The following is a 13,245-nucleotide window of genomic DNA, read 5'->3' as shown; positions in this document are numbered from 1 at the left end:
CACCAGTTCCGCTTCGCTGATCTTTTCCCCTGCCTGCGTCACGCGACTCTGCCTCCCAATCAACTACAGATGTAATCGCATTGATTACGGATGTAGTCAATAGAATAGGAAAACAGCCAAGATGCTAGAATGTCGGGATATTTTACATATGGAGGAGTGCCCGGCCCGGCGTTAACCGTCGGAAAGCGCGGATTAGCGCGCGTCTGCTTTTTTGGCACGCCGATTGCGTTGTTTGACGGGTAACGCACCGTTTAACTACCGGGGGTGTCGGCACAGTCTCCGTCGACACCCCCACCCGGTGATTTTCCCAACATTGCATGAAAAAAGGCGGCCCGGACATGCCGGACCGCCCTGATCGCGTTCGTTGTGCTGAACTCCAGGTTCAGCTGGCCGCAGCGACGCCCTGATCGGTCATCAGTTGCTGCAATTCGCCCGCTTCATACATTTCCATCATGATGTCGCTGCCGCCGACAAATTCACCCTTCACATAAAGCTGTGGGATGGTCGGCCAGTCGGAAAAGCCCTTGATCCCCTGACGCACGGCCTGATCCTGCAAGACGTCGACCGTGTCATAGCCCACGCCCAGATGCTCCAGAATGGCGATCGCGCGGCTGGAAAAGCCGCATTGCGGGAAAAGGGGCGTCCCCTTCATGAACAGCACCACATCATTGGCGTTCACGATGTCGGCAATCCGCTGATGTACGGCGTCGGTCATGTTCGAAAGTCCATTCCTGTCTGGCGTCCCGTAGGACGCAAATCTGTGATGCACGCTTAGTTGGGAACCGCCGTGGTCAGTTGCAAGGCGTGCAGGACGCCGCCCATGCGCCCGCCCAGCGCGGCATAGACCGCGCGCTGTTGCGCCACCCGGCTCATGCCCCGGAAACTTTCCGCCACGACGCGCGCGGCATAATGGTCGCCGTCTCCGGCCAGGTCGGTGATTTCGACATCAGCGTCCGGGATGGCGGTGCGGATCATGTCGGCAATATCGTCGGCGGCCATTGGCATTTCAGGCGGCCTTATTGTGCTTCGATGAACATGCGGCGTGCGACGACCGCCTGTTCTTCCAGAGCGGCGCGCACGCCCGGTTCGTCGATGTCGAGGCCAGCCGAGGTCATGTCGCCGACCAGCTTGCGGATGACGTCTTCGTCGCCCGCTTCCTCGAAATCGGCCTGCACCACAGCCTTGGCATAGGAATCGGTTTCTTCCGGGGTCAGGCCCATCTTTGCCGCTGCCCATTCGCCCAGCAGGCGATTGCGCCGGGCCTGGATGCGGAACTGCATTTCCTGGTCATGGGCGAACATATTTTCGAATGCCCGTTCGCGATCGTCGAAAGTCGTCATGCCAAAATGCCCCGTTGAAACCTGGTCTATGTAACAGAGATAGGTAGAAGCGCGCGGTTACGCAACGGCGGGGATGATCCAGGGGCGATCATGCACCACGGCCTTTTCATACACGCCAATTCCGTCCGCATCGCCCAGCGTCAGGCCGATTTCGTCCAGCCCGCCCAGCAGGCAATGTTTGCGGAACGGGTCGATTTCGAACGCAAAGCGATCCTGAAACTGGGTGGTGACGGTCTGCTGTTCCAGATCGACATGGATTTCGTCCGTTTCGGCCACTTCCATCAGCCGGTCGATCGCCGACTGTGGCAGAACGACGGTCAATATGCCGTTCTTGAACGCATTGCTGGAAAAAATGTCGGAGAAGCTGGGCGCGATCACGACCTTGATGCCAAGATCGCCCAAGGCCCAGGCAGCATGTTCGCGGCTGGACCCGCAGCCGAAATTGTCGCCTGCGATCAGTATCGGACTGCCCGCATAGGCCGGATCGTCAAAGACGTTGCCCGGTTCCTTGCGCAGCACTTCGAACGCGCCCTTGCCAAGGCCGGTGCGCGAAATCGTCTTGAGCCAGTGCGAGGGAATGACGATGTCGGTGTCGACATTCTTCATCCCGAACGGATAGGCTTTGCCCTCAACGGTCGTCAGCTTTTCCATCAGCGGGCCTGCTGCACTTTCGTCGCAGGCACATCTTCGGCGCGGCCCAGCGTCGCGGCCATGGCAGCGCTTGCCAATGCGCCCAGCGTCAGCAGCCAGAAAATCTTTTTCACTATGCCATCCCCTCTTCTTTTTTCAGCAATTCGCGCACGTCGGTCAGCCGCCCGGTCAGCGCCGCCGCCGCCGCCATGGCGGGCGAGACGAGATGGGTGCGTGCGCCCGGACCCTGACGACCCATGAAATTGCGGTTGCTGGTCGATGCGCAGCGTTCGCCCGCTGGCACCTTGTCCGGGTTCATGCCCAGGCACGCCGAACAGCCCGGTTCGCGCCATTCGAAGCCAGCGTCAGTGAAGATGCGGTCCAGCCCTTCGGCCTCCGCCTGCCGTTTGACGAGGCCGGAGCCGGGAACGACCATGGCGTGCTTGATGCCGCTGGCGATATGCCGCCCCTTCAGCAGGGCAGCGGCGGCGCGCAGATCCTCGATCCGGCTGTTGGTGCAACTGCCGATGAAGATATGTTCGACGGTGACGTCGCTCAGCTTCTGCCCCGCGCTCAGCCCCATATAGTCGAGCGACTTTTGCACGGCGGCGCGCTTGGACGCATCCTCGAAACTGTCGGGCGACGGGACCGTGCCGGTAACGGCGACGACGTCTTCGGGGCTGGTGCCCCAGGTGACGGTCGGCACGATGTCGGCAGCGTCGATCACGATGCTCTGGTCGAAAGCTGCGCCTTCGTCGGTGACGAGGGTGCGCCACCAGCCAAGCGCCGCATCCCAGTCGGCACCTTTGGGTGCCATCGGGCGGCCTTTGAGATAGGCGAAAGTCTTTTCGTCCGGGGCGAACAGGCCGGAGCGAGCGCCCGCTTCGATCGACATGTTGGCGACGGTCAGCCGCCCTTCGACCGACATGTCGCGGAACACCGATCCGCGATATTCCATGACATAGCCGGTGCCGCCCGCCGTGCCGATGCGCCCGCAAATCGCCAGCGCGACATCCTTGGGCGTAACGCCAAAGCCCAGTTCACCTTCGACCACGACTTCCATCGTTTTCGACTGTTTGAGCAGCAGGGTCTGGGTCGCCAGCACATGTTCGACTTCGGACGTGCCGATGCCGAACGCCAGCGCACCCAGCGCGCCGTGCGAGCTGGTATGGCTGTCGCCGCACACCAGAGTCGTTCCGGGCAAAGTGAAGCCCTGTTCGGGACCGACGACATGGACGATGCCCTGTTCGGCGTCCGCGTCACCGATGAGGCGGATGCCGAATTCCGGCGCGTTCGTTTCCAGCGCGGCAAGCTGTTGCGCGCTTTGCGGGTCGGCGATGGGAATACGGTTGCCGTCCGCGTCGCGGCGCGGAGTCGTGGGCAGATTATGGTCCGGCACCGCCAGCGTCAGATCGGGCCGCCGCACCTTGCGCCCGGCGAGCCTAAGCCCCTCGAACGCCTGTGGCGAGGTCACTTCATGGACCAGATGGCGATCAATATAGATCAGGCAGGTGCCATCCGGGCGGCGCTCGACGACATGCGCGTCCCAGATCTTCTCATAGAGGGTGCGAGGCTTAACCATAATGGCTTCCCCCTAGACCCGTAACGACAAGGGGAAAAGGGGGAAGAAGGCCATGATCCGTCCTTTTGTTCGTCAGGCGGGCAAGAATGTTACAGTGCAGCCTTAAACGGCGCGATAATCTTCGATGATGCGTCCAGCCGCGCCGATCTCTGCCTCATGGCTGTCCTCGCGCCATGTTTCGGCAAGGGCGGCGGCTTCCCACGCGCGCATGGCGGGGTGGGCCAGCATATGATCGACCCATGCCTGCCCGGCAGGACCGACATCCAGCCCATAGGTCCGCACCCGGAAGGCGACCGGCGCGTAGAAGGCATCGACGGCGGTGAAAGCATCGCCCGCCAGAAACGGTCCGCCAAAGCGCGCCAGCCCTTCGCCCCACAATTCGGCCAGCCGGGCGATGTCGCGGTTGAGCGCGGGGGATGGCATATGCGGTTCCACCCGGACGCCGACATTCATGGTGCAATCGTTGCGCAGAGTGGAAAAGCCGCTGTGCATTTCGGTCGTCGCGCATTGCGCCCAGCCGCGCGCCGCTTCGTCGGACGGCCAGACGGCGGGATGCCGGTCGGCCAGATAGAGGATGATGCCCAGCGAATCCCAGACCGCCCGATCACCGTCGATGAGCGCCGGCACCTGCCCCGTGGGCGAAAAGCTGCGGAAGGCGGCATAGTTGGTGGCATGGACGAAGGGTTCGATGCGGTCGGTGAAAGGGATCCCCAGCGCCGTCATCAGCACCCATGGGCGCAGCGACCAGCTGCTGTAATTGCGGTTCGCGGTGATGAGCGTGTAGGCCATGGCATGTCCCTTCCCTGTGGATGCGCGCCGCTTATCGCATTGGCGCGGCGGGGGATAGGCGTTGTCGTTTGCCGGGTCTGGCCAAGCCGTTGGGATCGCGGCACAAGGGGAGCATCATGGGCGGCGCCCCCCTTGCCGCCCTCCCCTGATCAATGGAGCCATGAGTCGTGAACCGACGCCAATTTCTTGCCACCAGCGGCGCGAGCGCGCTGACCGCCGCTACGGCTGCGCCTGCTTTTGCCCAATCGGGCAGCGGCAATGCACGCCTGCGCGCCATGCTGGACGGGTTTTTCTACGAACGGCTGGACGATTCGCCGGAGCAGGCGACGCGGCTTGGCCTGGACAGCGGGGCGCGGGCCGCGTTGCGCGGCAAGCTGAGCGATACCAGCGCGGCGGGCATGGCGCGCGATCTGGCGCGGAGCAAGGCGCAGGCAAGGCAGTTAGCCAGCATCGACCGCAAGTCTTTGAGCGCAAACGCCAGGCTGGACTATGATGTGGTCGCCTATCAGCTGGATCGGGCGGTCGGCGGCGAAAAATTCGGCTATGGCGAGACGGCGGGCCGGTATGCGCCCTATGTGCTGAGCCAGTTGACCGGCAGCTATCGCGAGACGCCCGACTTCCTCGATTCGCAGCATCGGGTGAAGGATGCGGCGGACGCCGACGCCTATCTGGCGCGGCTGGAAGCCTTCCCGATCGCCATGGACGGCGAACTGGCCCGGCAGCAGGCCGATGCGGCCAGGGGCGTGTTCGCGCCGGACTATATTCTGGACACGACGTTGAAGATGCAGGCGTCGCTGCGGGACCAGCCAGCGGCGCAGACCGTGCTGGTCGCGTCCTTTGCCAAGAAGCTGGCCGCTGCCGGACTGCCGCCCGAACGCGCCGCGCAGGCCGAGAAGATCGTGACGGATAAGGTCTTCCCCGCGCTCGACAGGCAACGCGCGCTGGTGCAGGCATTGCGGGCAAAGACCAGCCATGATGCGGGCGTATGGCGCCTGCCCGATGGCGAGGCTTTCTATGCGGCGGCGGCAGAAGCGGCGACCACGACGGCGCTGACCGGCGAGGAGATTCACCGCATCGGGCTGGATCAGGTCGCGGAAATCAGCGCGCGGATCGACACGATCCTGAAAGGCGAAGGGATGAGCCAGGGGAGCGTGGGCGATCGTCTCGTCGCGCTGAACCAGCGGCCCGACCAGCTGTTCCCCAACACCGATCCGGGGGGCGAGGCGCTGCTGGCGCAGCTCAATACCCAGATCATCGCGATGCAGAAGCGGTTGGGCGAAGCGTTCAGCACCGTGCCGAAAGCGCCGGTTGAGGTCCGCCGCGTGCCGGTGACCATTCAGGCGGGCGCGCCGGGCGGCTATTATCAGAATGCGTCGCTGGATGGGTCGCGGCCCGCCATCTATTATATCAACCTGCGCGACACGTTCGACCGGCCCAAATTCGGGCTGGCGACGCTGGCCCATCATGAGGCGGTGCCGGGCCATCATCTGCAAGTGTCGGTCGCGTTGGAATCGGAATCGATCCCGATAATCCGGCGGCGCGGCGGCTATAGCGGCTATAGCGAAGGCTGGGCGCTCTATTCCGAGCAGCTGGCCGACGAAATGGGCATGTATGCAGGCGATCCGCTGGGCCAGGTCGGCTATCTCCAGTCGTTGCTGTTCCGCGCGACGCGGCTGGTAGTGGACAGCGGGATGCACGCGAAACGGTGGAGCCGGGAGAAGGCGACCGATTATCTGATCGCCACCACTGGCATCGCGCGCGGGCGCAGCCAAGGGGAAATCGACCGCTACACCGTCTGGCCGGGTCAGGCGTGCAGTTACAAGATCGGCCATACCGTATGGAACGAATTACGCGAGGAAGTGAAGCGCAAGCAGGGCGCGCAGTTCGACATCAAGGCGTTTCATGACGTGTTGACGCTGGGGGCGATGCCGCTGGACATATTGAAGCAGGCGGTGCGGCAGCAGGCGGGGATTGCCTGAAAATCTTCCCCTTTCAAGCGAGGATTATAACGAGAAAAAACGACCCGGCGGTGCGCCGCCGGGTCGTCCAGTTTCTTCCACCCAAATCGCGAGGGAGTGTCGACGTCCCCGCGAACTGGCCCTTCACGCGGCATAGGCCGCGAAACGCTGTTCTTTCCGGTTTGCGCGCTGCGCGAAACCCATCTCCCCGACGACGATCGGGATATCGTCGGGGAGATGGTGCCTGCGCTGCCTTTGTCAGGCCGCGAATTGTTTCCCCCCGCAGCCTTTAGGCTGCGAATTGGTTCATCGTGTTGTGCGCGCCGCCCGCCTTGAGCGCGGCTTCCCCGGCGAAATAATCCTTGTGATCGTCGCCAATGTCGCTGCCCGACATATTCTGATGCTTGACGCAGGCGATGCCCTGACGGATTTCCTTGCGCTGGACGCCCTCGACATAGCCCAGCATACCTTCCTCGCCGAAATAGGTCTTGGCGAGATTATCGGTGCTGAGCGCTGCGGTGTGATAGGTCGGCAGGGTGATGAGGTGATGGAAAATCCCTGCTCGTGCAGCCGCATCCCGCTGGAAGGTGCGGATACGGTCGTCGGCTTCTTGGCCCAGATCGGTGGCGTCATAATCGACGCTCATCAGGCGCGCCCGGTCATAGGCGCTGACATCCTTGCCCGCTTCGACCCAGGCGTCATAAACCTGCTGGCGGAAGTTGAGCGTCCAGTTGAAGCTGGGCGAGTTGTTGTAGACCAGCTTGGCGTTGGGGATGACTTCACGGATGCGGTCGACCATCGAGGCGATCTGTTCGATGTGCGGCTTTTCGGTTTCGATCCACAGTAGGTCCGCGCCGTTCTGAAGCGAGGTGATGCAGTCGAGGACGCAGCGGTCCGCTCCGGTGCCTTCGCGGAACTGGAACAGGTTGCTGGGCAGTCGCTTGGGGCGCAGCAGCTTGCCGTCGCGGTTCAGGATGACGTCGCCATTCTTCGCCGTGGCCGGATCGATTTCCTCGCAATCGAGGAAGCTGTTATATTGGTCGCCAATGTCGCCCGCTTCCTTGCTGACCGCGATCTGCTTGGTCAGGCCAGCGCCCAGCGAGTCGGTGCGGGTGACGATGATGCCATCATCAACGCCCAGTTCGAGGAAGGCGTAGCGGCAGGCGCGGACCTTGGCCAGGAAGTCCTCATGCGGCACGGTGACCTTGCCGTCCTGATGCCCGCACTGCTTTTCGTCCGAAACCTGGTTCTCGATCTGGAGCGCGCAGGCGCCCGCCTCGATCATCTTCTTGGCGAGCAGGTAGGTCGCCTCGGCATTGCCGAAGCCTGCGTCGATGTCGGCGATGATGGGGACGACATGGGTTTCATAATTGTCGATGGCATGGGCGATGCGCTGTGCCTCGACCGCGTTGCCGGCTTCGCGAGCCTTGTCGAGATCGCGGAACATCATGCCAAGTTCGCGGGCGTCGGCCTGCTTGAGGAAGGTGTAGAGTTCCTCGATCAGCGCGGCGACGCTGGTCTTTTCGTGCATCGACTGATCAGGCAGCGGGCCGAAATCGCTGCGCAGCGCCGCGACCATCCAGCCGGACAGGTAGAGATATTTCTGCTTGGTCGTGCCGAAATGCTTTTTAATGGCGATCAGCTTTTGCTGACCGATGAAGCCGTGCCAGCAACCCAGCGACTGGGTGTAGTTGGCCGGGTCGAGATCATAGGCGGCCATGTCGCGGCGCATGATGCCCGCGGTATATTTGGCGATGTCGAGGCCGGTGTTGAAGCGGTTTTGCAGCTTCATGCGCGCGACGGATTCCGCATTGATGCCGTCCCAGGTGCCGGGATGGCTGCCGATCAGCGCTTGCGCCTTTGCGATATTATCCTGGTAGGTCATGGGCCGTTCCTTGCGTGGATGGTGGTCTGTTGGGTTCCGCCTATCCCCTGCCGTTGCGGCGCGGCAGTCCTCTTGCAGTTCAGTTGTCGATCTTTACAAAATTCTGATGTATAGTTGTAAAGTCTGCACATAGGATTGGTGATATGCGTAAGGATAGCCCGGTTTATATGGGGCCAAGGCTGCGCCGCCTGCGCCGCGACCTGGGCCTGACGCAGGCGGATATGGCCGCCGATCTGGATATTTCGGCGTCCTATGTCGCGTTGCTGGAACGCAACCAGCGGCCATTGACCGCCGACATGCTGTTGCGGCTGGCGCGGACGTATAAGCTGGACATGGCGGAGGTGGCAGGCGACGGCGGCACGGAGCAGACGGCGCGGCTGCACGCGGTGCTGAAAGACCCGATGTTCGCGGACATCGATCTGCCGCAGTTGGCGACGGGGGATGTCGCAGTCAATTATCCGGGCATCACCGAAGCGTTGCTGCGGCTTTATACCAGTTACCGCGAGGAGCATCTAGCGCTCGCCGACCGGGGGGTGCGCGCGGAGGATGCGCCCGACGCGCCCGATCCGGTGGCCGAAGCGCGTCGGTTCATTGCGGCGCGGCGCAACAGTTTTCCGCTGCTGGACGATGCGGCGGAAAGACTGGCGGCAGAGGCGGAAGCTGAGGGCGGGCTGACCGGATGGTTGCGGGCCAAACATAATTTGCGGGTTCGCCGCTTGCCGTCCGATGTGATGGCCGGGTCGCTACGCCGTTATGACCGGCATCGCGACGCCGTGCTGCTGGACGATGCGCTCGATAGCGCCAGTTCCGCTTTTCAACTGGCGCTCCAGATCGCCTATCTGGAGATGCGCAAAGCCTTTGACGCTATATTGAAGGACGGGCAATTCAGCGGCGAAAGCGAGCGTCGGCTGACCCGGCGGGCGCTGGCCAGTTACGGGGCGGCGGCGATATTGATGCCCTATGGTGCCTTTGCCAAGGCGGTGGAGGCGCGGCGTTATGATGTCGAGGCGCTGGCCCGGCAGTTCGGCACCAGTTTCGAGCAGACCGCCCATCGGCTGACGACGTTGCAGAAGCCGGGGCAGGAACGGGTGCCTTTCTTTTTCCTGCGAGTCGACCCGGCGGGCAATGTGTCCAAGCGGCTGGATGGCGCGGGCTTTCCCTTTGCCCGGCATGGCGGCTCCTGCCCGCTCTGGTCGGTGCATCGGGTGTTCGAGACGCCCCGCGCGGTCGTGACCCAATGGCTGGAACTGCCCGATGGCCAGCGTTTCTTTTCCATCGCCCGCACCGTGACCGCCGGGGGTGGCGGATGGGGTGCGCCCAGGGTAGACCGAGCGATCGCGCTATGCTGCGCCGCCGACCATGCCCATCGGCTGATCTATACGCAAGGCAGCCCGGCAGCCGAGCCGACGCCCATCGGCGTGACGTGCCGCCTGTGCCACCGGCCCCAATGCCTGGCCCGATCCGCCCCGCCGATCGGCCGGGACATGTTGCCCGACGATTATCGGCGGACCAGAGCGCCCTTTGGCTTTGCGGACGGCTGAGGGACATAAGGGAATGAGAGGAGTGACCATGCCAATGACCGATCCGGGCGCGCGCCTGTCCACGCGGTCGCTGTTGATCGCGGGGTTGTCCACGGTCATCGAATGGTATGATTTCACGCTCTATCTGTATCTGGCCACCACGCTGTCGCGCATTTTCTTTGGCGGCGGCGCGGATGGGGTCGGCTATGCGCTGGCGGGGTTTGCGCTGGCCTATCTGATGCGGCCGCTGGGTGCGATCGTCTTTGGCCATATCGGCGACCGCCATGGCAGGCGGGTGACGATGCTGTTGTCGATGGCACTGATGAGCGGGGCGATGCTGGCCACCGCGCTGCTGCCGACGCAGGCGCAGATGGGAGCATCGGCGGGATGGCTGCTGCTGGCGCTGCGCTGCCTGATGGCGTTTTCGGTCGGGGGCGAATATACCGGCGTGGTCGCCTATTTGCTGGAAAGCGCACAGGCGCGGCGACGGGGTTTCGTCACGTCGCTCGCGTCGGCGGCGAGCGAGGTTGGCGGGCTGATCGCGGTGACGCTGTCGGCGATTACCGTTGCCAGCATGGATCAGGTGGCGCTCGATAGCTGGGGGTGGCGGATACCCTTTTTCGTCGGCGCAGCGATGGCGGGACTTGTGCTGCTGGCCCGGTCGACCATGGAAGAATCGCCCGATTTCGTGCGGCAACGTGAGCAGAACAGCATTCCCGCCGCGCCGTTGCGCCACAGCCTGACCCATCATCGCCCGGCGATAGTGCGCGGCTTTGCCATATCGGCGCTGGGATCGATCACTTATTATGTCGGCATCGTCTATGTCCCCAATTTCCTGACCGGGGTGGCGGCGATGGGTGAAGCCGATGCGCTGTGGCTGTCCACGCTGGCGGCGGTCATGGTCATTTTGGTTACGCCGGTCACGGGCCATTTGTCGGACCGGGTGGGGCGCAGGCCGGTGCTGGTCGCGCTGGCGCTGGGCGGGGTCGCGTTGCCGGTGCTGATGTTCGGGGTGATGGCACAGGGTAGCTTCGTGCAGGCGCTGGCCGGGGCGCTGGTGCTGGCGGGGCTGGGCGGCGCGGTCAGTGCCGTGGGGGCAGTGACGACGGCGGAGCAGTTTCCGGGCGAAGGGCGACTGAGCGGCCTGGCGCTCGGCGCGACCAGCGCCACGGCCTTGTTCGGCGGGCTGACCCCCTATCTGTCGCATATCCTGACCCAGCGGAGCGGATGGGCGGCGACGCCCGGCGTGATGATTGCGGTCGTGGCGCTGGGCGTGCTGCCATTCCTTTGGCGGATGCCGGAAACCGCGCCTTATCCCTCGATCAGGTCGAGATAGGCAACCACGTCATTGTCGGTGGCCAGATAGAGGCCGTCCTGCACCTCCTGCGGTTGTTGTTCAGCGACGCGCAGCGCTTGGCTGAACGCGCCGTACATCAGGGTCGTCGCGCCGCCATCATCGCCCAGATGGTAGAGGCGGACGGTGGCATTGTCATAGGTGGTGCGCATGGTGGCGACTATCGCTCCTGCGCCCCACATTGGCAAGTCAGCGGCGGTCCTTCACTTTCATCGACGGGGCAAGATCGTTCGCGCCGATCCGCACCGCGTCATCGGTGAAGTTCGCCACGAAGGTCGAGTTGCGCTCCACCCCCGGCACGAAACCGGCCTTGTTGCCTTCGATCACCAGACCCGCGCTGCTTTGTTCGCGGCCTTCCGGGGCGACGGTGATGAAAACGGACCAGTTATCCTTGTCCTTGCCCTGCACCATGTCATTGCCGCGAATGACGCCGCTGGCCCCGTTGGGCAAGTCGATCATATAGTTGGTCAGTTTCCCGCCGCTGTCATCGAAACTATTGTCGGTGATGGTGACGCGGGCGGCGCGGCTTTTGAGATAATGGCCGCCATCGCCCAGGTCGAAGCGGCTGTTAGTGACGGTCAGGCTGTCCAGACGACCGATATAGATGCCATGGGCGCAATCCAGGTCGCGGTCGCAGCGGCCCAGATGGCGGAAGGTGGATTTGTCGATCGTCACGCTGCCATCGCCGTCGCCGGTCAGAATCCCTTCCTCGCTGTTGCGGAACAGGCTGTTGCGGACGGTCAGGTTTCCGCTTTCCAGCCGGATGCCCGCGCCATTGCCGTCGGGGACGCGGATATTCTGGAATATGATGCCGTCGACTATGCTGCCCTGCCCACGCAGCACCAGCGCCGCCTTACCCTCGCACGGCACGCCGTCGAAGATGACGGTGCCGGGGGTTGCGGCGCGGATGGTGATGTCGCCGCCCTGTTGCACCGCACATGCGTGATAGGTGCCGGGCGCCACCGTCACCGTGCCGCGCCCGTCGCCGATTGCACTCAGCGCATCGGCCAGCGAGGCATAGCCATTGCCGTCGATAGTGAAGGGTGCCGGGTTTCCCTGTGCCAGTGCGGTCGATGCGATGGCGGCGGAGGCGAGCAAAGTGGTGGTAAGGATACGCATGGGTGCCAAGGTAGGCGCGGCGCGCGGCGCGGCCAAGGAAAGTAGAGGGTTAACGGCAGGCTGGTCCGTTATGGGACAGGCGGGACGGCGAAGATTAACATGGTCGCCGCCGTCGGCCGGGCATTTCATCGGCGGGCGCATCACGCTAAAAGCCCCCATCACCGTTCGCAGGAGACTATGCCGATGCCGTCCCCCTCCCCCTGGAGCCATAGCCGCAACGCTTCGCTGTCCGACGATATCGATTTCGAGATCAAGGGGCAGGAGCTGCAATTTCTGGAGATCGAGCTGGACCCCGGCGAAAGTGCGGTCGCCGAAGCGGGCGCAATGGTGTGGAAGGATGCCAGCATTTCGATGACCACGGTGTTCGGCGACGGCAGCGGCGGGTCGGACGGGGGCTTCATGGGCAAGCTGCTGGGCGCGGGCAAGCGGCTGGTGACGGGGGAGAGCCTGTTCACCACCGTGTTCACCCACCAAGGGTCGGGCAAGGCGCGGGTCGCCTTTGCCGCGCCCACGCCCGGCGCGATCTTGCCGCTGAAACTCGACCAATATGGCGGCACGCTGATCTGCCAAAAGGATGCCTTTCTGGCCGCGGCCAAGGGCGTGTCGATGGGCATATATTTCCAGAAGAAGATCATGACCGGGCTGTTCGGTGGCGAAGGTTTCATCATGCAGCGGCTGGACGGCGATGGGTGGGTGTTCACCCAGATGGGCGGCACGGTGGTCGAACGCGAATTGGCGGCGGGCGAGGAATTGCATGTCGACACGGGTTGCCTGGCGGCAATGACATCCACGGTCGATTTCGATCTGGTCGCGGCGGGCGGAGTCAAATCGATGATATTCGGCGGCGAAGGGGCTTTCTTTGCCCGGCTGCGCGGACCGGGGCATGTGTGGATCCAGTCCTTGCCGTTCAGCCGCCTGGCCGGACGGATGATGGCGGCGGCAGGCAGCCGGGGCGGCCAGAATCGCGGCGAAGGGTCGATGCTGGGCGAGTTGGGCGACCTGATCGGGGGCAATCGTTGAGCCAAGGCGCCGAGGTCGGGGGCGAAGTTCACACCGTTGCAGGGGTGC

At 63.6% G+C, this 13,245-nt stretch carries 13 protein-coding genes; 4 read left to right on the top strand and 9 right to left on the bottom strand.

What is annotated here, in order from left to right; genetic code table 11:
* Positions 1–382 precede the first annotated feature (382 nt).
* From grxD to SPBM01_RS01125, 6 genes are all read right to left on the bottom strand, one after another.
* A complete protein-coding gene (grxD, locus tag SPBM01_RS01150) occupies positions 383–715 on the bottom strand; it encodes a Grx4 family monothiol glutaredoxin (RefSeq protein ID WP_188063629.1) in 333 nt (110 codons plus the stop codon).
* A 56-nt stretch (positions 716–771) separates the two neighbouring features.
* Complete coding sequence (locus SPBM01_RS01145; protein WP_188063628.1) at positions 772–1,005, bottom strand: BolA/IbaG family iron-sulfur metabolism protein; 234 nt, start codon at positions 1,003–1,005, stop codon at positions 772–774.
* Between the two features lie 11 nt (positions 1,006–1,016).
* Positions 1,017–1,340 (bottom strand): DUF1476 domain-containing protein, encoded by a 324-nt coding sequence (locus SPBM01_RS01140; protein ID WP_188063627.1) that lies wholly within the window; start codon positions 1,338–1,340, stop codon positions 1,017–1,019.
* A gap of 57 nt (positions 1,341–1,397) precedes the next feature.
* A complete protein-coding gene (gene leuD / locus SPBM01_RS01135; protein WP_188063626.1) occupies positions 1,398–1,991 on the bottom strand; it encodes a 3-isopropylmalate dehydratase small subunit in 594 nt (197 codons plus the stop codon).
* A 112-nt stretch (positions 1,992–2,103) separates the two neighbouring features.
* Positions 2,104–3,552, bottom strand: coding sequence for a 3-isopropylmalate dehydratase large subunit (leuC, locus tag SPBM01_RS01130; RefSeq protein ID WP_188063625.1), 1,449 nt, complete (start codon positions 3,550–3,552; stop codon positions 2,104–2,106).
* Positions 3,553–3,654: 102 nt separating this feature from the next.
* Positions 3,655–4,341, bottom strand: a complete 687-nt coding sequence (locus SPBM01_RS01125) for a glutathione S-transferase family protein (RefSeq protein ID WP_188063624.1) — start codon at positions 4,339–4,341, stop codon at positions 3,655–3,657.
* 167 nt (positions 4,342–4,508) lie between these two features.
* On the opposite strand from SPBM01_RS01125, the gene SPBM01_RS01120 reads away from it, so the two are divergent.
* Entirely contained in the window at positions 4,509–6,320 is a 1,812-nt protein-coding gene (locus SPBM01_RS01120; protein WP_188063623.1) for a DUF885 domain-containing protein, read from the top strand.
* 268 nt (positions 6,321–6,588) lie between these two features.
* Here SPBM01_RS01120 and SPBM01_RS01115 read toward each other — a convergent pair whose 3' ends face one another.
* The gene (locus tag SPBM01_RS01115; protein ID WP_188063622.1) at positions 6,589–8,184 is read right to left on the bottom strand and encodes an isocitrate lyase; all 1,596 of its coding nucleotides are present in this window, start codon (positions 8,182–8,184) and stop codon (positions 6,589–6,591) included.
* 143 nt (positions 8,185–8,327) lie between these two features.
* Here SPBM01_RS01115 and SPBM01_RS01110 point away from each other — a divergent pair, with 143 nt between their 5' ends.
* Both SPBM01_RS01110 and SPBM01_RS01105 read left to right on the top strand, forming a co-directional pair.
* Positions 8,328–9,725 (top strand): short-chain fatty acyl-CoA regulator family protein, encoded by a 1,398-nt coding sequence (locus SPBM01_RS01110; protein WP_188063621.1) that lies wholly within the window; start codon positions 8,328–8,330, stop codon positions 9,723–9,725.
* A gap of 34 nt (positions 9,726–9,759) precedes the next feature.
* Complete coding sequence (locus SPBM01_RS01105; protein ID WP_410483039.1) at positions 9,760–11,040, top strand: MFS transporter; 1,281 nt, start codon at positions 9,760–9,762, stop codon at positions 11,038–11,040.
* On the opposite strand, the gene SPBM01_RS01100 is transcribed toward SPBM01_RS01105, so the two are convergent.
* Entirely contained in the window at positions 11,016–11,210 is a 195-nt protein-coding gene (locus SPBM01_RS01100; protein WP_188063619.1) for a hypothetical protein, read from the bottom strand. The genes SPBM01_RS01105 and SPBM01_RS01100 overlap by 25 nt on opposite strands.
* Positions 11,211–11,247: 37 nt before the next feature.
* Positions 11,248–12,177, bottom strand: coding sequence for a right-handed parallel beta-helix repeat-containing protein (locus SPBM01_RS01095; protein WP_188063618.1), 930 nt, complete (start codon positions 12,175–12,177; stop codon positions 11,248–11,250).
* A 183-nt stretch (positions 12,178–12,360) separates the two neighbouring features.
* Between SPBM01_RS01095 and SPBM01_RS01090 the strand changes: the two genes are divergently transcribed.
* Complete coding sequence (locus SPBM01_RS01090) at positions 12,361–13,197, top strand: TIGR00266 family protein (protein ID WP_188063617.1); 837 nt, start codon at positions 12,361–12,363, stop codon at positions 13,195–13,197.
* The last annotated feature ends 48 nt before the right edge of the window (positions 13,198–13,245 follow it).

This window comes from Sphingobium sp. KCTC 72723, from assembly GCF_014280435.1.
GTDB lineage: Bacteria > Pseudomonadota > Alphaproteobacteria > Sphingomonadales > Sphingomonadaceae > Sphingobium.
This window is presented reverse-complemented; position numbering and strand designations above follow the sequence as displayed.